The organism is Microvirga sp. KLBC 81, from assembly GCF_003075415.1.
GTDB lineage: Bacteria > Pseudomonadota > Alphaproteobacteria > Rhizobiales > Beijerinckiaceae > Microvirga.
Window position 1 is genome coordinate 14529 of the sequence record NZ_QDAH01000031.1, and the last position, 23212, is coordinate 37740.

General features: G+C 59.9%; 26 protein-coding genes. 9 read left to right on the plus strand and 17 right to left on the minus strand.

Going from position 1 to position 23212, the window contains the following annotated elements; genetic code table 11:
• Positions 1-58 precede the first annotated feature (58 nt).
• The 4 genes from DC522_RS18280 to DC522_RS18295 form a co-directional block, all read right to left on the minus strand.
• Entirely contained in the window at positions 59-742 is a 684-nt protein-coding gene (locus DC522_RS18280) for a hypothetical protein (RefSeq protein ID WP_116530111.1), read from the minus strand.
• 9 nt (positions 743-751) lie between these two features.
• On the minus strand, positions 752-1474 hold the full coding sequence (locus DC522_RS18285; protein WP_116530112.1) for a DUF6602 domain-containing protein: 723 nt from the start codon (positions 1472-1474) through the stop codon (positions 752-754).
• On the minus strand, positions 1471-2235 hold the full coding sequence (locus tag DC522_RS18290) for a nucleotidyltransferase (RefSeq protein ID WP_116530113.1): 765 nt from the start codon (positions 2233-2235) through the stop codon (positions 1471-1473). The genes DC522_RS18285 and DC522_RS18290 overlap by 4 nt, the downstream gene beginning before the upstream one ends.
• Positions 2236-2375: 140 nt before the next feature.
• Positions 2376-2612 carry a hypothetical protein gene (locus DC522_RS18295; protein ID WP_116530114.1) on the minus strand — a complete coding sequence of 79 codons (237 nt, stop codon included), beginning with the start codon at positions 2610-2612 and terminating at the stop codon, positions 2376-2378.
• Positions 2613-2798: 186 nt separating this feature from the next.
• On the opposite strand from DC522_RS18295, the gene DC522_RS18300 reads away from it, so the two are divergent.
• Complete coding sequence (locus DC522_RS18300) at positions 2799-3272, plus strand: hypothetical protein (protein WP_116530115.1); 474 nt, start codon at positions 2799-2801, stop codon at positions 3270-3272.
• A gap of 37 nt (positions 3273-3309) precedes the next feature.
• Entirely contained in the window at positions 3310-3936 is a 627-nt protein-coding gene (locus tag DC522_RS18305; RefSeq protein WP_245444283.1) for a DUF4405 domain-containing protein, read from the plus strand.
• Positions 3937-4072: 136 nt separating this feature from the next.
• On the opposite strand, the gene DC522_RS18310 is transcribed toward DC522_RS18305, so the two are convergent.
• On the minus strand, positions 4073-4966 hold the full coding sequence (locus DC522_RS18310) for a LysR family transcriptional regulator (protein WP_116530116.1): 894 nt from the start codon (positions 4964-4966) through the stop codon (positions 4073-4075).
• A 145-nt stretch (positions 4967-5111) separates the two neighbouring features.
• Here DC522_RS18310 and DC522_RS34935 point away from each other — a divergent pair, with 145 nt between their 5' ends.
• Positions 5112-5249 carry a hypothetical protein gene (locus tag DC522_RS34935; RefSeq protein WP_165820203.1) on the plus strand — a complete coding sequence of 46 codons (138 nt, stop codon included), beginning with the start codon at positions 5112-5114 and terminating at the stop codon, positions 5247-5249.
• A 256-nt stretch (positions 5250-5505) separates the two neighbouring features.
• Here the strand turns inward: DC522_RS34935 and DC522_RS18315 are convergent, their stop codons facing one another.
• The 5 genes from DC522_RS18315 to DC522_RS18330 form a co-directional block, all read right to left on the minus strand.
• A complete protein-coding gene (locus tag DC522_RS18315) occupies positions 5506-6633 on the minus strand; it encodes an alpha/beta hydrolase (protein ID WP_371679929.1) in 1128 nt (375 codons plus the stop codon).
• 666 nt (positions 6634-7299) lie between these two features.
• The gene (locus DC522_RS36020) at positions 7300-7620 is read right to left on the minus strand and encodes a dihydrofolate reductase family protein (RefSeq protein WP_371679931.1); all 321 of its coding nucleotides are present in this window, start codon (positions 7618-7620) and stop codon (positions 7300-7302) included.
• A gap of 18 nt (positions 7621-7638) precedes the next feature.
• Positions 7639-8028 (minus strand): hypothetical protein, encoded by a 390-nt coding sequence (locus tag DC522_RS36025; RefSeq protein ID WP_245444285.1) that lies wholly within the window; start codon positions 8026-8028, stop codon positions 7639-7641.
• A 574-nt stretch (positions 8029-8602) separates the two neighbouring features.
• The gene (locus DC522_RS18325) at positions 8603-9400 is read right to left on the minus strand and encodes an IclR family transcriptional regulator (RefSeq protein WP_116530117.1); all 798 of its coding nucleotides are present in this window, start codon (positions 9398-9400) and stop codon (positions 8603-8605) included.
• A 324-nt stretch (positions 9401-9724) separates the two neighbouring features.
• Positions 9725-10159: a VOC family protein gene (locus DC522_RS18330; protein WP_116530118.1), complete on the minus strand. Its 435-nt coding sequence runs from the start codon at positions 10157-10159 to the stop codon at positions 9725-9727.
• Positions 10160-10504: 345 nt separating this feature from the next.
• On the opposite strand from DC522_RS18330, the gene DC522_RS18335 reads away from it, so the two are divergent.
• The gene (locus DC522_RS18335) at positions 10505-11311 is read left to right on the plus strand and encodes an HpcH/HpaI aldolase/citrate lyase family protein (RefSeq protein ID WP_116530119.1); all 807 of its coding nucleotides are present in this window, start codon (positions 10505-10507) and stop codon (positions 11309-11311) included.
• A gap of 62 nt (positions 11312-11373) precedes the next feature.
• Here the strand turns inward: DC522_RS18335 and DC522_RS18340 are convergent, their stop codons facing one another.
• A complete protein-coding gene (locus tag DC522_RS18340) occupies positions 11374-12195 on the minus strand; it encodes an amidohydrolase (protein ID WP_116530120.1) in 822 nt (273 codons plus the stop codon).
• Positions 12196-12451: 256 nt separating this feature from the next.
• On the opposite strand from DC522_RS18340, the gene DC522_RS18345 reads away from it, so the two are divergent.
• The 3 genes from DC522_RS18345 to DC522_RS18355 all read left to right on the plus strand — a co-directional run bounded on the left by DC522_RS18345 (position 12452) and on the right by DC522_RS18355 (position 15281).
• A complete protein-coding gene (locus DC522_RS18345; RefSeq protein WP_116530121.1) occupies positions 12452-12862 on the plus strand; it encodes a VOC family protein in 411 nt (136 codons plus the stop codon).
• 200 nt (positions 12863-13062) lie between these two features.
• On the plus strand, positions 13063-14145 hold the full coding sequence (locus DC522_RS18350) for an extracellular solute-binding protein (protein ID WP_116530122.1): 1083 nt from the start codon (positions 13063-13065) through the stop codon (positions 14143-14145).
• 179 nt (positions 14146-14324) lie between these two features.
• On the plus strand, positions 14325-15281 hold the full coding sequence (locus DC522_RS18355; protein WP_116530123.1) for an aldo/keto reductase: 957 nt from the start codon (positions 14325-14327) through the stop codon (positions 15279-15281).
• A 328-nt stretch (positions 15282-15609) separates the two neighbouring features.
• Here DC522_RS18355 and DC522_RS34305 read toward each other — a convergent pair whose 3' ends face one another.
• The 3 genes from DC522_RS34305 to DC522_RS18365 all read right to left on the minus strand — a co-directional run bounded on the left by DC522_RS34305 (position 15610) and on the right by DC522_RS18365 (position 17749).
• Positions 15610-15837 (minus strand): hypothetical protein, encoded by a 228-nt coding sequence (locus DC522_RS34305; protein ID WP_133239301.1) that lies wholly within the window; start codon positions 15835-15837, stop codon positions 15610-15612.
• An 81-nt stretch (positions 15838-15918) separates the two neighbouring features.
• Positions 15919-16062, minus strand: coding sequence for a hypothetical protein (locus tag DC522_RS34940; protein WP_165820205.1), 144 nt, complete (start codon positions 16060-16062; stop codon positions 15919-15921).
• An 808-nt stretch (positions 16063-16870) separates the two neighbouring features.
• Positions 16871-17749 (minus strand): CoA ester lyase, encoded by an 879-nt coding sequence (locus DC522_RS18365; protein WP_165820206.1) that lies wholly within the window; start codon positions 17747-17749, stop codon positions 16871-16873.
• A gap of 222 nt (positions 17750-17971) precedes the next feature.
• Here DC522_RS18365 and DC522_RS18370 point away from each other — a divergent pair, with 222 nt between their 5' ends.
• Positions 17972-18949 carry an LLM class flavin-dependent oxidoreductase gene (locus DC522_RS18370; protein ID WP_116530125.1) on the plus strand — a complete coding sequence of 326 codons (978 nt, stop codon included), beginning with the start codon at positions 17972-17974 and terminating at the stop codon, positions 18947-18949.
• Between the two features lie 322 nt (positions 18950-19271).
• On the opposite strand, the gene DC522_RS18375 is transcribed toward DC522_RS18370, so the two are convergent.
• Genes DC522_RS18375 through DC522_RS18385 form a run of 3 tightly spaced genes read right to left on the minus strand, consistent with a single transcriptional unit; the run spans position 19272 to position 22035 of the window.
• Complete coding sequence (locus tag DC522_RS18375; RefSeq protein WP_165820207.1) at positions 19272-20462, minus strand: NAD(P)/FAD-dependent oxidoreductase; 1191 nt, start codon at positions 20460-20462, stop codon at positions 19272-19274.
• Positions 20463-20489: 27 nt separating this feature from the next.
• On the minus strand, positions 20490-20729 hold the full coding sequence (locus tag DC522_RS18380) for a ferredoxin (RefSeq protein ID WP_116530127.1): 240 nt from the start codon (positions 20727-20729) through the stop codon (positions 20490-20492).
• Between the two features lie 37 nt (positions 20730-20766).
• Entirely contained in the window at positions 20767-22035 is a 1269-nt protein-coding gene (locus tag DC522_RS18385) for a cytochrome P450 (protein ID WP_133239302.1), read from the minus strand.
• Positions 22036-22346: 311 nt separating this feature from the next.
• Between DC522_RS18385 and DC522_RS18390 the strand changes: the two genes are divergently transcribed.
• Positions 22347-23003, plus strand: coding sequence for a TetR/AcrR family transcriptional regulator (locus DC522_RS18390; protein WP_116530129.1), 657 nt, complete (start codon positions 22347-22349; stop codon positions 23001-23003).
• The last annotated feature ends 209 nt before the right edge of the window (positions 23004-23212 follow it).

The following is a 23212-nucleotide window of genomic DNA, read 5'->3' on the forward strand; positions in this document are numbered from 1 at the left end:
AACAACGCTAACCGGGAGTTCGGGTTTGATGTGGGCGCCTGGGTGCATCATCTAAAACCTAACCGAAGACCTCGTGGAAGGTGATCGCCGCGAAGATCAGCGGGACTATAACCGCGAAGATCCAGAGTGCGATTGACACGATGAACGTCGCGACGATGTCGTAGGTGGCGTACCCGTAGCCACGGAAGATGCCGGCCGCCCGTTGCGCCTTGTACTCCTGTATCCGGCCGATTGGCGCGAGGACTGGGCTGACGGCGACATACCCCCAACGCTGGAAGAAGGTCTTCAGACCCGAGGCGAGCGCGCCGGGGATCGAGCGGTAGTGCTTCTTCAGTCCGCTCCAAGCGTAGAGGACCAGGAAAAGCGGCATGAGGACGTACCAGACCTGGCCGGCCACTTCGGTGTACTCGCGGATGTCGGCCATGCCCCACTTGTGGAGCAGCATGCCGGCGACCCACGCCATGCCGAACGGTAGCCCGACACCGAGGACCGCGCCGGCGAGCCAGGGCCCGCCCTGGGCCTTCTCCTTCTTAATGTCGGAGATGTATTCCGCAGGGACGTCGTAGAAGAAAGCCTTCCCGAACGCCCAGGCGATCCAGCCCACCACAAACAGGGCACCAAGGCCGAGGACGACCCAGAAGCCGCCCTGCAGCGAGCTCATGACGGCGTCGCGGCCGAACAGGAGGACCAGGAGGATGCCTCCCAGGAGGAACTTGATGATGTTGGCGTCTCTAGATGACATCTCAGGTCCTCAGTCCGCCAGCCACTTGGCATAGGCGCGCATGTCGATCATCGGGACGGTCGCGCTCGCCTGGAGCCGGGCGATCAGCTCGAACAGGAACGCCGTTGCCGGCTTGCCCTCGTACGTGATGGCGTAGGTGCCATCCTGGTTGCGCGCGTAGTGGCCCTTCGCCGCCACGCACCCCAGGTCGAGCACTCCGTCAGCGTCCCCTGCGGCGAGCGCCTTGGTCAGGGAGTCCCCAAAAGCCGGGCTCCAGTCGCTCTCGAACGTCAGCAGGCCCCCGAGGATGTGAGGCGGCTTCTTCGGCTCGGCCGTGCCGCTAACGTGGGGGACGGGCAGGCTGGTCCGATGGAGCTTGCGGACGCTGGCGACCTTCGTCTGCGCGTAGGCGACCTGGCCAGCGTTGATGGACTGCTTGGCCTCGAAGACGGCGTAGACGCTCTCGGCCGGGATCACCTTCTCCCCCTGCATCGTGAGGATGAAGGGGCTGTACTGCCGGTCGAACACCACGACGTCGATCTGCTGGCTGAAGTTTCCGAGGCTGTCCACCACGGTCGCCTTATCGGCGCTGTACCGCTTGGGCAGGTAGTTCCCCAGGAGCTCGAGCCAGACGGATTCGGAGACATCGCCCTTGGAGACCGGATGGCCGAACAGCGACCGCGCGTGATCGAGCTTCCGCTGGATGTCGTTCTGAAGTCCAGCCAGGAGGTTTGACAGGTTCCACTCGGTCATCGGACGACCTGGCTCCAGGAGGAAGCGGAGAGGGCTTCTTTGGCGGCCCTCTGGATCATAGCCTTTTGCATAGTGCCGAGCTCGTCTGAAAGGATGTTGTTGGTGTTGGCGGGATCGACGACCCGGGCGATTGGGAAGCGGTCGCGCAAGTACGTCAGGCAGGTCACCACGTTGCCGCTGAGACCGATGCTGTAGGTGTTTCTGAGAGCCTCGATGGCGGTGAGCTCGAGGTAGAAGGATGGAAAATCGAGCTGCTTCTGGTTCCGCCAGAGCTTGAGGATCCGGATCTCGTCCCGGCGGCCGCAGTTGGCCACGATGTCGATGTGGCGGGCCACGTTGGTCTTCGTCCAGGTGTCGGCCTTGCTCCGGTAGAGGCTGTGATCCTGGCTGTAGGTGTCCTGGCGCTTGGCCGGCACGACGTCGACGTCGAAGCCATTGACCTTGATGCCGAGAGACACGTTCTGGCGGCGCGGCTTGAAGCCCTTCTGGACCAGGCGGGCGTGCAGCTTGTTATAGACCTCTTTCAGCGGCTCTCGGGTGTCCGATCTCAGGGACACGAAGATGTCGATGTCGGTCCCGCTGTTGTTGGCCGTTCCCTTGGCCCACGAACCGCTCGGCGTGATGTCGGCCAGGAATTCGCCCGCCCATTCCTTCAGGATAGGCACGAGCGTCGTCCGGCAGGCGTTGAGCGGGGTGTAGAGACCGGTGGAGACGGCCTCTCGGATCAGGATGTTACGAAGATACTCGTCAGGGGAAATCATTGGGAAAATAAGGCAGGAAGGAGGCCCAAAGCTACCTGAGACCGTGCCGCTTTCAAGAGCGACATCTTGGTTGTCCCCGCCTAGGGCATGGAAAAGGCCACTCGCGGCGGCCTTTCCGGTCTTGATCCTTCAGTTTCCCCTCAGCCGATGAAGTCGTCCAGGTCGTCGACCTGCGGGACCTCCACCTTCTTCGGCTCCGCCGGCTTAGCCACTTCGTCGAAATAGCTCGTGGCCTTCTGGGCGTTATTGGCCGCCAGCAGCTTGAGGCCGCGGAAGGTGATGACGTTCCCTGGGGCGTACCGGCTGATGCCGGGCATCGCCTCGAGTTCGTCGAAGAAGGTGTTCTTGCCCCACTTGCCGCCCTCTGCGGCCTTCAACCTGGTCGTCGATGCCCTGCGCCATCGGAGCTGACGCGATGGTGGCCCATCGTTCAACTTCAGGTGAGATTGATGAGCTGAGCTCATAGCGGCATGCGGCGCAGCTCCGCTAATCGCCTGCTTTCGCACTTGCTACTGTCCAATCGGGGTCGGCATCGGCCTGAGCGGGAAAGGACATGGATCGGTATGAAGAGCAGGGTTTTGCGTCTTGGGCTATCATCAGTGGCCGTGGTAACGGCTGCGGTTTGTGCTCTCCTGGTGCTACCTGAGGGCAGAGGGCCGGCGCCAGCCCATGCCGAAGTCAACGCGGTTACGTTCCCGCCGCTCGACCAACTCGAGCATTACACGACGGTCCGGCGTGGCGTGACCCGGGAGCACATGCTCACCAGCCGCGCGGCCCTCGACGCCATCCAGGCGGGCCAGCCGGTGCCGACGGGAACACATGTCGTCCTCGTGGACTACCAGAGCGACGTCCTGCATCGCTACCTCGTCGCCCAAAAGATGGGAGAAGGCATTGACGACTGGCAGTACCAGTGGTTCTGGCCCGACCGCTCGGTCAAGGCCGACGAGAACACGGCGCGATGCTACTCGTGTCACCAGCGCTCCCGGCGCGAACGGCAGTTCATGTTCACCTTCACCGACGCACTCAGCTTCAAGTGATGACGCCCCAATTCCCCTCGAAAGCAGGCTGGCGATCATGAAAGCCATCGTTCTCAAGCGTCTTGGGTTGCCCGCCGCGATGGCGATCCTCTTGCTGCTCGCGCTCGCCTACTGGTGGTCCGAGAACCTGCCGCACGAGATCTTCGGCACGGCGCTGTTCGCGTTGCTTGGCTGGCACATCGCCGTAAACCGGATCTGGTTCGCCAACCTGTCCCGGGGATACTACGATGCGCGCCGAACCTTTACGCTCGTGCTCCATCTGCTGCTGATCGCCAACATGGCGGCTCTGCTCGTGACGAGCATCGTCATCTCGCAGTCGGTGTTCGCGCTCCTTCCCATCCTGGACAGCATCTACCTGCGTGATGTGCACTGGTTCGCGGCCTACTGGATCATGATCATCGTCGGCGTCCATCTCGGCCTGCACTGGATGCGCGTTATGGCGATGGTGCGCACGACCCTGAGCCTCACGCCGGGGAACCCGGCGAGAGCGTTGGCGCTTCGCGTCGCTGCGGTGGTCCTGGCAGGCTTCGGCCTGTGGGGCTGCTTCGTTCTGGGCGTATGGGGCAAGCTGACCTTCACCTACAGCTTGGACTTCTGGGACTTCAACGCCTCGGTCACGCCGTTCTTCGGCCATTGGGCAGGGGTCGTCTGCCTGCGGTTGTGACCCACTACATCATGGTGTGGTGGCGGGGCCGGTGTACTGTGACCGTCGCCGGGCAGCAAACCCGGGTCGTGAGCAACGCGTCTGAGGATGCGGCCCGTGCGTGAGCAGGTGCGCCCGGCCGTCGGACGGCCCGGGCTCACCCCCGATGGCGCAGCGCCTCCACCACGGCGACGAAGGCGGGTGACGCCTGTCGGCGGGACGGATAATAGAGGTAATAAGGATCCCAGTAGGGACAGTACTCCTCGAGGACGCGCACGAGCCGTCCCTGCTCAAGGTATGGTCGGACGATCTCCTCCGCCATGTAGGACAGTCCGAAGCCATCGAGTGTCGCTTCCAGGACATCGAAGCTGTTGGTGAAGGCCAGTTGACCCTCGACGCGGATTCTCATCTCGCGGCCATTCTGCTCGAATTCCCACGCGTACAATGCGCCGGATGTCTGAAGGCGGAAGTTGATGCACTGATGGCCGACGAGGTCCTTGGGGTGAAGCGGTGTTGGATGGTTGGCCAAGTAGGATGGTGCGCCGACGACCGCCATGCGGAAGTCCGGACTGATCCGCGCGGAGATCATGTCTTTGGCGAGATGCTCGCCCATGCGTACGCCGGCATCGAAACGCCCAGTGACAATGTCGGTCAGCCCATTGTCCTGAACGAGCTCGATCTTGATGTCCGGGTAGTTCGGGAGGAACTTCCGCAACTTCGGCCAGAGGACGTACCTGATCGCATAATCGGACGCGGCAATGCGGATGGTCCCGGCGGGTTTGTCGCGCAACTCGCTGAGGGCTTCCACCTGAGCCTCGATTTCATCGAAGTGTGGCCCGATGCTCTCGAGCAGGCGTGCGCCGGCCTCGGTGACGGAGACCGCGCGAGTCGTGCGTGTGAGGAGGCGGATGCCGAGCCGGGCCTCGAGAAGGCGGATGGTATGGCTCAAGGCCGACTGGGAAACGCCCATCTTGGCCGCAGCCCGCGTGAAGCTGCGCTCTCGGGCGACGGCTAGGAAGGCGAGCAGGTCATTCACGTTGTCGCGCGGCACGCATGGATCCTTCTCTCGTAGGGCATGACGATCATAGGACCTCCTCGCACCTGGACATAGGAGCGGCCGCTCGTGTCCGGCGGTGGAAGAGCCTGTCCAGAGCGAGCGCGGCACCAACATGATCCGTGGCCACAGAGGAAGGTCGATGACCGAGGCCTTGTGGGCGGGAATACCGCCTGTCCTGCAACTCCCAACGGTGTTTCGCTTCGCTATCGGACGCGAGATGCTCCGGACGAAGGCCGACCCGATCGACCTCCTCTCGAAAGTAGCTGTCTTCGGTTGATAATGCCGGTGCTAGTTTGGGAGCAGTTCCTGTACCGGCTCCAACGTCAACCCGGCTCAGTTCGAGAGGCTGACCAGATAGCTACCAAACCGATCTCGCCAAAAGTGGAGCAAGACCATTGCTTACTTGATCTCTCATGAAATGCTCTGTCGTTCCATGCCGGGAGGCTCACGGAAATGGCCGCACCCGTCTGGCTGGATGGGTGTGGCCAAGAAATAGGCGCTCGATTGAAGTCAGGCCATCAGATGGCGCACACTCAAGCCAGATGCTGTTTGAAGAACGACGTCAGCTTATCAAACGGAATCTTGTCCATTTGGTCATAAAGATCAACGTGGTCTGCATTTGGCACAATCACCAATTCCTTAGGATCGGAAGCCACCTTGTAGACATCTTCAGAGTAATAGCGTGAGTGGGCGTTTTCTCCCGCCAGCAGCAGAATCGGGCGCGGGGAAATCATTTCGATGTTTGCATACATCGGAAAGCTGAAGAACGACATGGGGGTCGTGGCGGTCCACGCCGTTGTCGAGTTGATGCCCCTTGGATGGAATCCGCGCGGAGTTCTGTAGTAGTTAAAGAAAGCGGCCAGAACCGGGTCAGGATTGGCGGGCAAGCTTTCAGGAAGTACACGCTGCCCTTTTACGATTTGGCCCTTCTCGTCGAACGGGACCTCGTGATAACCCAGCGCATATTTGCCGCTTTCCGCATCGATCCAGCGCTGCTGGCTGATGTAGTCAATGACCTTGTGGCGCTGCTCCATCGTATAACTGTCTTTATGGCTGCGGCTCATGCTGCGGGACATGTCATACATGGAAGCCGTGGCGACCGCCTTGATGCGCGAATCGCCCGTGGCGGCAGTCAGTGCCATGCCGCTGAAACCACAAATGCCAATGGCACCGATGCTGTCGCGGTCAACGTTCGGCTGGAGGCCAAGAAAGTCCACAGCGGCGCTGAAATCCTCGGTGTTGACGTCCGGCGAAGCCATGTTGCGCGTTTCGCCACTGCTTTCCCCGGTGTAGGAAGGATCGAACGCCAGCGTGACGAAGCCCCGCTCGGCCATGGTTTGCGCATAAAGGCCCGAGGCTTGTTCTTTCACCGCACCAAAGGGGCCGCTGACAGCAATCGCCGCCAGCTTGCCGCTGGCGTTCTTCGGCTGGTACAGGTCTGCCGCCAGGATGATGCCGAAGCGGTTCTTGAAGGTGACTTTCCTGTGGTCAACCTTATCGCTTTTGGCAAAGGTCTTGTCCCACGTGTCATTGAGTTTCGCTGGTGACTGCGCGATGGCTTGACCCGAGGCAGCCATCCCAACGCTCAAGGCGGCCATACCGGTCCCCGTCATCTTTAGGAGGTTACGCCGGTCGAGGGCGAAGCCCACATGCTCGTCCACCGCACGTTCATCCGCATTCTGCCTATTCATTACCGTGCCTCCGTACATGCCCTGGGGTTTCCCCGCGGGATAAGTTCTTCATGGCGGGAAACTAGATGATACGAAGCGTCAACATTAGATCGGATGTTTCGCATGTGGTTATGAACTTGGCTCATCAATGGAGCGGGTCGGCGCGTATCGCTCCGAATGATTCAGGGCTCATGACACATGCAGCCTTGGGCAATGTTACATTAACCTTGGCGGTATCGAGAGGGTGGCTATATGAGGAGCCTCCTGTTGCATCTGTTCCGCGCCGCCCCTTTCCAGTTGAGATCATCCTGCTGTGCATGCGCTCACTGCATCACTTCCTGGTATCGGAGGGAGCCGCCTAAGTCCTCGGTCAGAACATCTGCGTCGATGGCGGCGTGACGCGGGCGGTGTAACCCCAATGAAGAAGACGCCCTTGAGTGCTGACGCGTAATAGAAGCCGCCCGACGCTGCATTGGCGCGTGCGGTCGCGCCAAGCAAGGGAAGCGATCCCAGGGTTTGAATAGGGCGTCTGCGGGATAACAAGGTCGCTCCTGGATCGATCCGGCAGAGAGGAAAAGCTAGGCCATTGGCAGGCCTGCGCAATCAAGATGCATCGTCTCCACGCGATCATGACGAGCGCCTACGTTCCTCGTCCAACTAGGATGCGGGGCGCGCCTCCACCCGGTAGTGCAGCCAGACCATGCCGCCTTCCAGGGTTTCGGTGGTGAGATGACGAAGGGATTGGCCAGCCGCTGGCTTCTCCCTGACTTCGCCGGAATACTCGAAAATGCTCGGCACCCCGGCCAATCCATCGATGCCTGGATACATGAGGACGCTGATCTCGTCGATCAGCCCGGCCTTCAGGAAGGCACCGTTGATCGTGCCGCCGCCCTCGAGGAGGAGTGTCTTGACGCCGAAACTCTCGGCGAGGGTTTCTATCGCGCGGTGCAGGTCATGCCCATCCGAACCCGCGAACAGGTAGGAGACGCCGTCCTCTCACAGTTCGGCCAGGTACTCGTCCGCCACCTGCTCCCCGAGAACTGCCACGATGTGGTCGCCGCCGGCATCGTCCCGTCCATAGTGCAACCGTCCGTGCGGGTCGACAGCGACAGCAACATCGCGGCCCCTGCGGTCGGCGACATGTGGCGCACGAAGATCGTCCGGAATGGTTCCCGGAATACGCGCTCTGCCCTTGGCATCCCCCTCGTAGCCCTCCATGGACTTGCGGCCCACAACCCAACCGTCGGCCATGAACCGCGCCGCCAATCGATCATAGGTTTCATGGACAATGGTCGGGTCGGTCCCAGAGGCAGGGGGTGTCCACCGCTCGACGAGGAGACGCCCGTCGATCGAGCTGATCATGTGACAGATGATTCTGGGACGCATGCGGGTTCCTTCCCTTGGTCGGCGTCGATACAGCCAACCGAGTTTGGGTCGATCCGCTGCCTTCCGGTAATGGTGTCTCAGGTGTGGAAATGTTCGGCTGCGGGCCTACCGCGCTGAGGCACTGCGTGACGTTGCACGTCGCTGACTTTTCCCATCCAGTCTACGACTCTTTCCTTGTGCGACGCCTAGATGGCGATGTGAGTCATGGCCGTAGTGGCAGTGTCGGTGCGCCAGTGCTTCCCGCTGGGCTGTAACCATACTATGCGCCAAGCTGGATCTCCTCGATTGGCCTACCCTCACGCCGAGCCCAGCCGAAGCTGATAGAACGATTAGCGTCTGATCAAGAGGGTGCGCGTGCTATTGCAGTGCCTGCATCCGGCTCGAATGTTACGCTCTCCGTGATGAGTGCCGGCTCGCCTGTCTAGAGCAGAGCAAGGGCGATCTGCTCTTCCGAAAACGGCCTTCCGTATGGCCCGACCCTCCTCAGGGGGGCAGAACTATTCATTGAACGATAATGTGGGCGGACCACTCGCGTTGAGCAGGTCAGCTTCGACACAGTTCCGGGTTCGAAGCTTTATTGCGATGCTCTCCTCGCCTTCCTCTTGTCAGTACTGATGTACCCGATGCGTTCTGAAATGCCTTTGGCTGCTTCCAATACCAAAGCGCCCATCTTCACAGCTTCCTTATCGCCAATTCTGGTAACAGGACCGGAGAGAGCAATTGCACCGACTTCTATGCCATTCGCGTCGCGGATAGGAGCTGCGACCGACTGGACTCCCTCGCGGTAGCGTCCGTAATCCCGCGCGTAGCCTTGCTTGATAGCATTAGTAATTTCGTCTGACAGCTTTGCGGGGTAGGCGTTCGAGCCGAGGCGGGCATATCTAGCTGCCAGGATAGCCGTTCCCACGGCACTACCGACTAGAGGCCAAGAGTCACCCATCTCTGTCCATACTCTTAGCGTTCGGTCCGCCACCCGTCGGCCCACGCAAACGACTCTGTCATCGCGCAACTCCCCCAGAAACACAGACTCGCCTGTTTCCTTGGCAAGCTCGTTCAAGAACGGCTGTGCATGCTCAGCAAGGTCAAGCTTTTGGATATAGATTGCACCAAGTCGTATGACGCGTGCCGATAAAGAGTAGGAACCGTCGTCTCCCACGGGCATCAGCCACCCGTCTTCGACCATCGCGCTAATCATGCGATGCGTTTGTCCAGGATCCATCTGAACCGCAGCCGCAATCTCACGCAGCCGAGCACCTCGCGGGTTCATCGCCAGATACTCTGCAATCTGAAGTCCCGTGACAGCTGTCGGCTTTCGCTGTCGATCCTTCAAATCGCTGACCGAGGCGTCGATTTTGGCCTTTGTACTTTTCATCTGTTAACTTCGTGTCCTTGATCACAAGCGCGGTGACATCAACTGATTGCAGATGCCCCCTCCGGCCGGCATTCCGATCGGTGCCACCGGATTCCCCCTGCGCATCAAGGGGCGTCTTCGGCGGCATCAGCCCTATCTAACATTGCCCCAAATAGCATTCCAGCGCCAGCCAGCAGATGGCTGAAGATCTCGTATTGTGCAATCTCCGCAGCTAGCATGAAGCAGTTTGGATACCATCTTCTCAAACGCGACGCTTAGGCGAATTGAGCCACTGTCAGAAGACTGGGGAGCTTGAGCAAGGCCGCTGGCCATCCCGAACGGAGATCATGAACCTCTGGGCACGTTGCGAGGAATAGCGCTAACAAGCGTGCCGTTCGGAGACCGGAACATTGCAACCATCCGCTTGCCGAGCTCGCCGAGCTGACCCTCGTACGGACCTCTGAAGGGCGTGATCCCCTGTCGATCAAGGTGGGCGAGAAGTTTGTCGAGATCCTCGACCATGAAGGAAACGTGACCGATACCTCCAGGATGCGGCTTAGGCAGATAATTGTCGTAGGATAGCGCTGGAAAAAGAAAAAATTTGACACCGCCAATCTCGACCGCATCGATCTCTTTCGGGCCAAACTGAACTTTGTAGACCTTGTCAGGGTTGAAAGCGGAGAGGAACCTCAACTCTTCCTCAACGTTCGGGGCCTTTACTCCGATATTAAAGAGCGCATCTAGGCGTGGCTCGCCTTCCCGTTGCATCGTTTTTTCCATCGTTATCGTTCCTTTGTAGAAGTGTCATGAGCCGCTTTGCCCGCGAGTGCATACTCGTGTTGCGGAAAGTTCCGGGCACCAGGGACTGTAAGTGACGACTTGGCAAATCCTACATCACCAGCTTGGGCTAAGTCAATGCCGATGACTTATCTTGCATGTTCTGCGTAATCTGCGAAACTCTGGACGTACCGGAATGGGTAAATCCAAACGCAGTGGCTTCATCGCTATCGTGCTGGGCGTTTCGAGGTGCCTATCCGCAGTTGCGTAGTCGCGCGCCGAGCTGGGGCCACGGACCAACACTGATCCAGGTCAAGCTCTCGCATATCGTCATCTAAGGGCAATTCAATGTTCACGAACAAGCTAAGAAGAGTCTGGGCCAATGGCCGTCCCGTGTTGAACGGCTGGCTCTCCATCGGCAATTCGTTCACTGCTGAGATTATGGCAACTCAAGGCTATGACGCGATCACGATCGATCTGCAGCATGGAGCGCTTGATTTCGCCGCAGCGCTGCCAATGCTACAGGCAATGCGCGGCTACGACGTTACCCCAATGGTGCGCGTCCCCTGGCGAGAGCCCGGTATCATTATGAAGTCGCTGGATGCCGGCGCCCAGGGCATCATTTGCCCGATGGTCAACTCCGCGAGCGAGGCGGCCGAGTTCGTCAAATACATGCACTACCCGCCGAAGGGGGAACGGAGCTATGGTCCGACACGTGCGGCCTTCGCCTACGGCGGCTACGACCTCAAAGCAAATGACGAAGTCCTTGCTTTCGCAATGATCGAAACTCGCGAAGGAGTAGACAATTTAGAAGCGATTGCCGCCACTGATGGGCTTGCCGGCATCTATATAGGGCCGTCGGATCTGACCCTTGGAACGCAGCAAGGGCAGTTACCCCCCGGCTTCGACCGCGAAGAACCTGAGATGATTGAGCTCATCCGCCGCGTTCTTGCAGTGTGCAAGGAACGCGGCATTCGCGTCTGCCTGCATTGCGGCACGGCGGAATACGCCGCGCGCGCGGTTGGCTGGGGGTTCGACCTGACAACAGTTTCGGGGGATTCCCGCCTTCTGGCGGCGGCGGCGTCGGCATCCATCGGCAAATGGCGTGAGCTCGTTGGCTCGGAAGCCTCAAAGGGCAGTGTAGCGACCTATTGACTGGGGCTGCCCGTCAGATAGGGCGTGCTAACCGCCGCCGATTCCCGCGTACGTTGCAAACGTCACGACGGACGCGGGAATCGGTACAATTCCAATGCATTGACGTCGATTTGCTGACGGATGCCTTCGTCTGGAACCCACTCCGCGAGCCAATCCACCGCCTGGCTATAACGGAGGTGGCCATTGAGTTTGACGAATGGCCAGTCGCTACCCCAAAGCAGCCGCGTCGAGCCGGCTTCCGCAAGGAACCGGGACGTGAGCTCGCGATGGTCAAGACTGTCAGACAAGTAAGGTCCTGACAATTTCACCCAGGTCCGGCCATTCTTCATAGTGGAAAGAATCGCCCTGAAGCTCTCGGAATCGATGCCGGACTGGTTGTCGCGAGCGCCGAAGTGATCGACGACAATTTTCACGCCCGATGTGTCGAGTGCCGAAAGTAGTTCCGGTAGGTGCTCGCGCCGCCCATAGACGTGCACATGCCAATCCAGATCGGCGATGGCCCGCAACAGCTTCTTGTACTCAGCTGAACGAAGGTCCGGAGGCGCTGCCATGTTGCCTGTTGCGAAGCGGATCCCAATGATGCCGGCGCGGTCCAGTTCGCGCAGGTGGGCTTGGCTGACATCGGGGTCGACGACAACAGTAGCGCGCAGTCGGCTGTGCCGTTCGAGCGCGGATAGCGTATAGTCATGGTAGGTGCCCAGAAAGCTTGCCGCCGCGACCACGCCGTAACGGACGCCTGCGGCGTCGAGCTCGGCCAGATAGTCTTCTGTCGTGAAGTCGCGCTTGAAGTCCTGGCGGACGCCCGGAATGAAAGGCAAGTCGCGCCGGAATATGTGAGCGTGCGTGTCCACGACCGGCGTTAAGATTCGGTCAGTTCGTTCCATCGGGTCCTCCCAATCCAGCGACCGTTTGCACGGCTGCCCTTATCTCCGGCGCCTCACTTCGAGTGGCCGATCGACGTGCGAATAATTCGGTCTCCACCATACTTCGCTCCTTCGGCCACATTCGTCCGATCCTTCACGGCTTCCCAAGTTTCGACCAACCGTTGTAAGTCAATGCCATTGACATAAGTCTAGAGTTGGGTCAATCTCTTGGTAATGCGGTGGGTTCCGCAAGATCATCAGGGAGGCTCTTCGCCCAATGAAACTCAAGATCCAACATGTTGCCGTTATGGCAGACGACGCCAAGGAACTTTCGAAGTTCTATCGCGAGGTCCTCGAACTTGAGCCGATGCATACGCCTGCCGCCACCGAGATCGACGTCGACACCTACAGGTGGTTGAAAGCCGGTGACAGCGAGATCCACATCGTGCAGCGTGATGACACCGTAGCTCCGCGCCTTGGCCTCAGCATCGACCCGATGAAGGCGCACTATGCCTTCGAATGTGAAAGCGTCGAGCAGATCCGAGAGATCACCGAGCGCCTGACCAAAGCCGGGGTCAAGTGGATGGACTGGTCGCCGCACGGCATCCCCGGCAAGCACCAGGTGTTCATGATCGATCCAGGTGGCAATCTGGTTGAGTTCCAACTCGGAGGATCTTACGCGTCATGACGCGTCGCGCCGCCTTCATCATCGGCGGTGCGACGGCGGACTGGACGGTTTCCCCGTCTATTCCCTACATTCTTCGCCGCACGCGATGTCTGACTGGCACGAGCCGAAGGCTCCGCGAGCGCAAGTTCAACTTTAGCATTCAGCATACGGGCGGTTCTGAAACTATATCGCCAACGCCAAAATAGGTTGGAGGGAAGTACATGAAGACGAAGCTCAAGACACGGTTTATGACTTGGCTGCTCGCAGCGGGCGTCACAGGAATTATGGCGACCTCGTTGCCGTCGAACGCGCAGGCGCAGGAAGCGGTTCGCGATTTCAAGGGAGAGGAACTGGTTGTCCAGACCCTGACCGGCACCGCCGGCAAGTTCTTCCGCGACATCGCCAAGCCGTTCGAGAAGAAGTTCAACGCCAAGCTCGTCCATATCGAGAGCCTGTCGTCGGATACGGTCGCCAAGATGCGCGCCAATGCCGGTAACCAGGAATCCGATGTCTGGATGGTCGCCGAGAGCTGGGCGACGGTCCTCGAGAAGGAAGGCCTCCTGGAACCGCTGACAGTCAAGGGCGTGCCTGCGCTCGAGACGCTGATGCCGACAGGCCGGCGCAAAAATGACGCGTTCATGCTCATGTCGCTCGCGGCCATGAACATCACCTACAACAAGAATAAGCTCTCGGAAGCCGATCTTCCGAAGTCTTGGGCTGATCTCGCCAATCCCAAGTACAAGGGCCGCCTTATCCTGCCGGCTGCGAACAGCACCTTCGCCGTGATGCTAATCCAGCAGCTGAATAAGGCGGGCGGAGGCACCGTCACCAATATTGACCCGGCGATTGCTGAATTGAAAAAGATCGCCCCCAACGTCATGACCTACTGGACGAGCTTCGACCAGAACTTCAACCTGATGAACACCGGTCAGGCTTGGCTCGCGGTTTCCTCGTCCGATCGCACGGTCGACCAGGCGCTGAAGGGCGCGCCGGTCAGCGCGACCTATCCGGAAAGCGGCACCGTCCTCATCGGAAACGCAGTCGGCGTCAGCAAGGGAACTCAGCACAAGGACCTCGCCGAAGCCTACGTCAACTACCTCTTGTCCAAGGAAGTGCAGAAGCTGACGGCCGATCAGATCGGCCAGATCCCGACTGTCAAAGACGTCGATGTCTCGCCAGCCGTGCAGGCGCTCCTGCCGCAGGGCGAGGCGATGAAGAACTCGGAGTCGCCGGACTGGGGTGAGATCGCCGCGAACCAAGCCCAGTGGATCGAGCGCTACACAAAAGAGATCGTGAGCAGGTAGCTCGGCCCAGTACCTCTCAGTGTCCGGCGGCAGTGCCTGCTGCCGGACATTTTCATTGTAGGTGACGTCCATTTCGGGGAGCGCCGGAATCCAGTCCGGTAGAGCCACGAGCATGCAGTCGCCGCGCTCCCAGTCGTCTCGTTCATGGTCATTACTCAAATTGCAGCACGGAGGTCTCCTTGGAAAGACGCACTCTCGGCAGGACCGGCCTGAAAATTTCTCCGCTGGTGTTCGGCGGAAACGTCCTCGGCTGGACCGTCGATCAGAAAACCAGCTTCGATATTCTCGACGCTTTCCTCGATCATGGCTTCAACGCCATTGACACGGCGGACGTCTATACGGCCTGGGTGCCCGGCAATCGGGGCGGCGAGTCCGAGACGATCATCGGCAACTGGCTGAAGGCGCGGCCTGCTGCGCGCGACAAGGTTGTCATCTTCACCAAGGTGGGCTCCGCCCCTGACGGGACACCACAGAAGGGTGGGCTTTCGCAGAAATGGATCTTGGAGGCGGCAGACCGCTCGCTTGCCCGGCTCGGCGTAGATGCCATCGACGTCTATTTTTCGCACTGGCCTGACGACTCGGTGCCGGTTTCCGAAACGCTTGGGGCGTACGAGATTCTGCTGAAGGCGGGCAAGATCAGGTCAATCGGTGCCTCCAACGTAAATGCGGAGCAGCTGACCTCGGCGCTTGCGACGGCAAGGAACGAGAACCTGCCTGGCTACCAAGTGGTGCAGCCGGAATACAATCTCTACAGCCGGGCGACTTATGAGGGTCCACTGCGCGACCTCTGCATTGCAGAGAGCTTGGGCGTCGTGACCTATTACAGCCTCGCCGCGGGCTTCCTGTCGGGCAAATACCGGTCGAACAACGATTTCGGGCAGTCGGTACGCGGCACAAGGATGGGACGGTATCTCAATCCCCGTGGTACAGCGATCCTGGAGGCGCTCGACCGCGTCGCGGAGGCGCACTCCGCAACGCCCGCCGAAATCGCGCTCGCCTGGCTCATAGCGAAGGAAGGCGTGACTGCGCCGATCGCCAGCGCGACGCGGGTCGCGCAGGTCGAGAGCTTTGCGAAAGCCGCTGGCATGAAGCTGACGCCAGATGAAATGGCCGTATTGGACGCGGCCGGCGCTTAACCTGATCTCGGACTGGGCGCGCGTGAAGGCGCGAGGGCGCCTCCACTTCCTGTAAGAGGCTCTGGGCATGCTGACGATACCCACGCCTAGACCGCTGAAGCCATCGGCTCTGTACAAAACAACGGCCGCGAATTGCTGGCCTCGGGTGGGCTTATCGTCATACCTCCAGTTGTGACGAGCCTGATTGAACTATCTCTCTCGCGCTCACAGAGATACGTGCGGCTCGCTGCGAGTGAGCTGAACACAACGCCTGCTGGGTTCCTACCTGCACAACGGAGGTGCTGTCGCAAGCCGCGATGTAGGTCAATCAGAAACCGGATGAGGGCTCCTAAGTCGAGCTAGCCCATAAAAGGAGGATGCTTGGAGAGCGTTCTGGTTTCGGATCAATAAGACCTTCCTGTTCGAGCAGCTCTCGCACTTCCTTGTCATCAACATAGTCCCCCGTGTTTTCAGAATAAGCGAAATGTCTCAAGACGCTAAGCGCGCGCGCCACCAAACCAGCTGTATGATCTAAAACTTGCCCAAGAAATCCCTCGGGATGAGAGAGAACAGCCATTATCGCCTCCATATTTTTGTTATGGAAGCATGGCAACTAGGTTTGATCGTTGCTCTGGCGCAAGCTGAAGCGATCGTGGTCTTAGTGAGAGGCATAACCGGCGTGCCTCATCCAGCCGCGGGCATCCTGCTCGGTGATGGTGTCGAGGGCGGGCTTGAGTTGTGCGTCCAAGACCTCCGACCTGCGCACGGCTTTGGCCTTGAGCCACTCTTTCGTCTTGGACAAGATGGGCTTGATCGGGCTGAACTCGGGCGATCCTGTGCTTCGTCAGCGTGTTCGTCTGGACCAAGTGAATGTCATCGCGCTCTAGGCCCATGGAGCAAATCAGTCTGCCGGGCCGGTGACACACCATCGTGGACGAGACGGCGGAGGTGAATGTCAAAAGACGGCATCAGGTGGATGTACGCACTCCCAAAGGGAACGGGAGCCCTACGGTTACCACCGGATCCATGTTCTGCCCTCGATCGGCAAGCAGAAACGCTATCCGGCTCTGACCCGGACAGTGATCCACGCGCAGGAGCGCCACAATCTACACGACTGGGTGCGGATTGATTGGAAGCTGGTCACGGATCTTCCGACGCAACCCAGATGCTCAACTGGTATGCCATGCGTTGGAAGGCGGAGCTGTTCCACAAGACCCTGAAATCCGGCTGCCGGGCGGAGGCAACCAAACTCAGAACAGCCGAACGGTCATGTAGAGGGGACTATCGCGCCTGTTGGATCTCGAAATTGGCGCCAGGATTAGAGCGCCAATCTATGAGTAATAGCAAGTCTCAGTACCCTCTTGTCGTAGCTCAGCCAGGGCAAGCTTCAAAGCTGCAACAGAACCCAACGGGGTGCAGATGATCCTATCGCGCAGAATGGCCGCGCCACCTTGAGCGATTTGTCAGAGGCCGATGATCCATCGTGCGTGCCATCCTGGGCACACAGAGTTTATTTAGAATCTCGACAGCGAAGCGCATCGACAACGAACGAAACGGGGTTGAGGGCTGGAGGCTCGGGTAGCAGAGGGAGCATAGGGCTCCGGGCGAGTTCAGCCAGCCCTGGCGATCAGAGTCTCTGCCCGCAAGATGTCGAACGCTTCAATGGGATCGCCATCGATGAGCCTGAGCGACACGTCCTCGTGCGCTGCCGCCGCGAGCACCTCACGCGCCCAGGTGAGCTCTTTGGGAGTCGGCACGAAGGCGCGATGAATTCCGGGGATCTGATCGGCCGAGAGCGCATTCTTGCCGGTGAAGCCCATCCGCGCGCTGAACTGCGCGTCCGCATCGCTGCTCTCGATGTCATTGCGGTTCATGAATGCAGCGTCGATAATGTCGATCTTCGCCAGCCGGCCGGCCAGTACCATCCTGCTCCGGATATACAGGGTTTCATGATCGACCCCGACGATCCCCGTCCGTCGATAGCCGAAGTCCAGCGACATGTCGTTTGCGCCAAACATAATGGCGCCCATACGGGGGCTGGCCGCGGCGATGGCCTCGACATTGCTGAGCGCCTCGATCCGCTCGATGACTGCGCCGATTTGAGTCGAGCCCGGTTCTATGCCGTTCTCGTCCTCGCCGCGCGACACGGCCTCGTCGAGACGCAGGATGTCGTCGACCGACTTCACCTTTGCGCAGTAGACTAAGTGGGGCCGCCCGCCGAGCACGTAGGCAAGATGGGTCTTTGTCTCGGGCGCGTCGATGTGGGGAAATCTGACCCAGGCTTCCTTGCCCGACCAGTCCATCTCGGTGAGGGCCATGCGCGTGGTTTCGACCGCAGCAGCCCGGGCCTCGGGCGGGAAACCCGACTCGAGCTCGATGTGAACGATATCGGCCGCCGAAGCGTTGGCTGCCGCGATGGCCTTCCACGTTCCTCCCTTGGCCACCAGCTTCGATCGCCTGAGACCGCGTTTGCGGATCGCCGTGGTCATAAAAGTCTCTCCAAGTGTTGAGCCTGCCTCTTGCAGCGCAGATTGCCAGCCCCGGTCACCGCATGAGAACGAGAGAATGTTCAAGGGATTTGCACGCCACTGGCAGCTTGTCATGTCAACTTATGAGGCTCTCCTTAACAAGTCAACAGAATTGACTTGATAGTCGCTCCTCGTTCTGGCATCTGGATCCATGATCTAAACCGCATTCAACGGCAGGTTCGCATGGCTTTATTATCGATCCTCGACATCGTGCCGGTTCCGGAAGGCGCCACGCCTAAGGATGCGCTGCACAATTCGCTGAACCTTGCGCGCAGCGCGGAACGGTGGGGCTATCACCGGTATTGGATTGCGGAGCACCATAACATGGTCGGCGCGGCCGGCGCGGCCACCGGCACGGTGGTCGGCTTCATCGCAGCGGGAACGAGCACGATCCGCGTCGGCGCAGGCGGCATCATGCTACCCAACCACGCGCCACTGGTGGTCGCCGAGCAGTTCGGCACGCTTGAATGCCTGTATCCAGGGCGCATCGACCTGGGCCTCGGCCGCGCTCCCGGCACCGATCAGTTCACCGCGCGCGCGCTCAGGCGCGACGCGATGCGAGCACAGGAGTTCCCACAGGAGGTGATCGAGCTGCAGCACTTCTTCGCCCAGCCGCAGCCGCAGCAGATCGTGCAGGCTGTGCCGGGAGCGGGCCTCGATGTGCCGATCTGGGTTCTAGGCTCGGGCGAGACCGGCGCAAGTGTCGCGGCCTCCCTGGGCCTGCCCTTCGCGTTTGCATCCCACTTCGCGCCGTCGGCGCTGACGAACGCACTGGAAGTGTACCGAAGCGGCTTCTCGCCCTCCGCCCAGCTCGCCGCGCCCTATGTCATGCTCGGCGTCAACGTTGTCATCGCCGACACGCAGGAGGAGGCAGAGCGCATTTTCACTTCCGTGCAGCAGCGCTTCATCAACATCGTGCGGGGAGAGCCGCGAAAACTGCCGCCGCCGGTTGACAACATGGCTGGGCTTTGGTCGCCCGAGGAGAAGGCACGCGTCTCCAGCATGCTCACATATTCGTTCGTCGGCACGGCGGAGGTGGTGAAGGATGGGCTCGACGGTTTCCTGGAGATGACAAAGGCGGACGAGCTAATCGTTTCCGCCACCGTGTTCGACCCTGCAGCGCGGCTTCGTTCCTACGAACTTCTGGCCGACCTGTGGTGAAGCCAGCCGGTTACCGGCACTGCCGCTAACGGCTCCGCGTCAGGGTGCTGGCAGCTCTATCGACCCGGGCCTAAGGGGAACGGCTCTTTCGCTCCCATGGCGACGTAATGCGCCAATACCCGGCGCAGGTCACACCAGCGGTGTGGTCCGGTCAGACTGAAGGCGCAAGTGTCCGTCAGCAGGATGTCCTTCAGACCTAACCATTTGAGGCGAGATCTTCCGGTCTCCGTTTCGACCGTACCACCAGTGCGGTTATGCGCTCAAGTCATCGGCCTGGTCTCGGGCTGTCTTCGGCAGAACGATCTACCAGCCCTGAACTACTCTAAGCCGACGGCGCCACAGGGCCGAGCATTTCCGAGAGCGCCTCGGGAGATATCTTGCGCTCGGACCGAAGGATCTTTCTGGCCAGCATGTGATCCGTCGGCCGATTAACAGACTCGACGCTGACGAGGACCTGGTCGTGGAAATGGAAGATCGAGAAGGCGCCAGCCTGTAGATCGCCGCGCACGATGGTCGGGTCTGCAGTAGATGAGATGCCAGCAATCTGGAGCTTCATCCCGGCCTGCTCGGTCCAGAACCACGGCAAGCTGCGATAAGTTTGGGCTTCACCGACGACGCCGGACGCGACGCAGTTTGCCTGATCGACCGCGTTCTGCACTGATTCCAGGCGAACCGTTGCGCCGCAATACGGATTTGGATGTGCCGCACAGTCGCCAATGGCATATATCGAGGGATCTGTGGTGCGCAGATAGCCGTCGGTTAGAATGCCGTTTCCGGTTGAAAGGCCAGCCTCTGCGGCCAATTCGGTATTCGCAATTATGCCGATACAGGTTAGCACGAGATTCGTCTTGAGCAGTTGTCCGTCCGCCTCCACCCCGACGACCCGTCTGCCGTCCAGACGGAGCCCGAGCCCCGCAACGCCGAGCATAAAGCGCACGCCGCGCTCTTCGAGGCGCTGCTGGAACACCTGCGACACCGTCTCGGACACCCCACGCGCCATCAGTCGTGGCATCGCTTCGACGACGCACACGGACACGCCCAGGTCGGCGCAAACGGAAGCGACTTCAAGGCCGAGGAAGCCGCCGCCGACAATGACAATGTTGCCCTCGCTGAGCAGCCGCTCCCGCAGTTCCATTGCATCCGCCAGAGTCCGCAGCGACAGGACGCCCGCGACATCCTCGAAGCCGGACATCCGGCGGTTCCGCGCGCCGGTCGCGAGGACCAACCGATCGTATCCGAGCTCAGCATTCGAGGCGAGCCGGATGGTCCGGCGCGCCGGATCGATCGCGACGGCTCGATCTTCGATGACGTCAATTGATTCGTCGCGGTAAAACTCGGCCGTCGCGAAGGACAACTCGTCGGCGAAAACCTCGCCGCTCAGAAACGCCTTGGAGAGTGGAGGGCGTTGATAAGGCAGGCTGGGTTCGTCGCAGACCAGCCGGACCGCGCCGTCGAATCCATGCGCACGCAGCGAACTCACGAGTTGGAACCCGGCTTGCCCGCCACCGACCACCACAATTTCCGAGCAAATGGACATTGGTTAATCCCCGTCCTTCGTCTGCGTCGCCGTCTCGGGGACCGCTGTTGATTTTGCTTCAAGTATGGCTCGGGCCGGGCAAAGCCGGATCGCAGAGCGAACGCTTGCCGCCTTCTCAGCCGGCGGCGTCTCGTCCAGCAGGACCACCATTCCATCGTCCTCGTTCTGAGCGAAAACCGTCGGTGCGGCGTTCACGCACTGTCCCGCGCCAATGCACTTCTCGACATCAACCTTGATACGCATTTCACTTCCTCCCTATTCTTGCTGCGCTACGTCGCAGCTACCATTCAACCAAAAAGGAATGAGGTCCGTAGGCCAAACTGAATGTCATGAACTCGATATCGCTCAACGGCTGGGCAAGCCGCAGGTTGGGAAAGCGTTTCAAGAGCGTGGCGAACACGATTTGGAGCTCAAGCCTGGCGAGCGACTGCCCGAGGCACTGATGTATCCCGAACGAAAAGGCGAGGTGATGCGCGGCGTCTCGATCAATATCAAACTTGTCCGGATCGGGAAATTCCTTGGGATCGCGGTTTGCGCCATGCAGCAGCGCGAGTACGCCTTCTCCCGCCTTGATGAGCTGCCCCCCAATCTCCACGTCTTCCTTGGCGGCCCGTGACGAGTGGAACTGAAGCACCGTCGCGTATCGCAGGATCTCGTGCACGGCATTCTCGACCTTTGAAGGGTCGGACCTCAGCTTCTCGAACTGGTCAGGATTCTGGAGCAATGCCAGCGTTCCTATCGCGATTGTGCTCGCCGTCGTGTCGAAGCCGGCGACCAGCAGCTGGTTAATGACGAGAAGCGCTTCGTCACGGGTGAATTTGCCGGGCACGATCGCATCGACGACCAGACGGGTGATAACCTCGTCTCCGTCGCCGGGATTGCGCTCCTGCTGCGCCAGCAGATCATCCAGATAGTTCCACAGCGCCTCGCCCGAGTTGTGCGACAGACTGGGGTCGGCGCTGAGATCGAAGCGATCCTTTCCGGCTTGGAGGAAGAGTTCCTGGCCCTCAGGCGGTATGCCGACGAGATTGGCCAGCACCCTCACCGGCACCTCAAGCGCGAAGCTGTTGACGAAGTCCGCGGGCGGGCCCTTCTCCTCCATGTCGTCGAGCAGATCGTCGACGATCTTCTGAATGAACGGCCGCTCTCGCGAGAACCGCTCAACAGTGAACATACGCGCGAGTGTGCGACGGAACTTCGTGTGCTCGGGCGGGTCCATGAAGGTGAAGTTCGGCCGCCCGTTGATCAGAATGTCCTGCCGCTGGGCACTGACGAAAGGATAGCCCTTTCTTGTGGTCACAGTGCTGAAGGCCGGGTTGCCGAGAATCTCGCGGACGTCCTCGTAATGCGTCGCTACCCAGGTTTCGGAGCCGTCCCACAGCCTGACCTTGGATGGGCCGGGTCTTTCGCGCAGCTCTTTCAGCTGCTCGGGCGGGTTCAGGGGATGCTCGCGCACAATTGCAAAGTCTGGCGCGGTCGCTTCCTGAGTGTTCGTGTGCGAGTGGAATGGACAGCCTCGCAGGTCGTCAGATTTCAAGTCATTAGACATGGTCCAGCTTTCGATAATTGGCGCGAAAGTTTGGCCGGGCTCATAGGCGGCATCCGGCACGATCCAGCGGTCGCCATCATGCGTCCGACTAATTACGATACTAACAGTACCATAAATTATTGCAAGCTGGTTTTCTGCTGCTAAGCTGCCAAATATTGTTGAGGGAATGGCAAGGTACGCCTGAATGTCCGAGCAAGTGGCACCTCATGGTGCGCAACGGGCGATTGGTCTCGTCGCAGCCGTCGCCTTTGCGCCTACCTTAGCGATCCCTCATAGGGCGACGACCCCGCAGAATCAGGATTTGCCGAACAATGCCTACCAGTAGCGCGCCCAAAAAATCTCTTGAAACAAAGCTGCCAGAAGGGGGAGGCGACCAGAGGCGTCGTGGAAGGCCACGCTCGAGCCGCTCCCATGAAGCTATCCTGGCGGCTGTCGGCCGACTGCTGAGGAAGCACGGATTACCCGGTCTAACAGTGGATGCCGTGGTCGCGGATGCACGCGTCAGCAAGGGCACCGTTTATCGCTGGTGGGTGTCGAAGCACTCCGTCGCAATGGATGCGATCCTGCGGATCTTCAACTCCGAGCTGAAGGTACCGGACACTGGCTCGACAATTGAGGATCTCCGATCGCTGATGAAACAGTTCGCCACTGTCCTTCAGAACGGCGGCCTCGGATACACCTATGTCACACTGCTTGTCGAAGCGCAGCAGAACCAGCGAATCGAGGAATTTCACCAACGCTTCTTCGTCGAGCGGCGGGAGGTACTCTACGAGATTATCCGCAAGGGCATCAAGAAGGGGGAAATAACTGCGCAGGCTGACCCCGACCTGATCGTGGATGTCTTGTTTGGCCCAATCATCTTCCGGCTTCTCACCGGGTTGCGTACAATAGATGATCGTATGATCAACGATATCCTTGCCACAGCATTCCACGGTCTGACGCCGTCGGCGCGCGATCCAGGCAAATGAGCCTGAGCGGAGATCGCTTGCATCCGTCCAGGCGACTGAATCTCTCTGGGGCGGGATAGTGGCCGCTGCGTCCGACGCAAATTCCAGCTGAGCTTTCGACTCCATTGCAGGATAGCCCGCAGTTCTTTTGTCGTTCCTCAATAAGTCAACGGCATTGACATAGGTCCGAAAATGCGTAAATCTCCTGGCAATGCGGTGGGTTCCGCAAG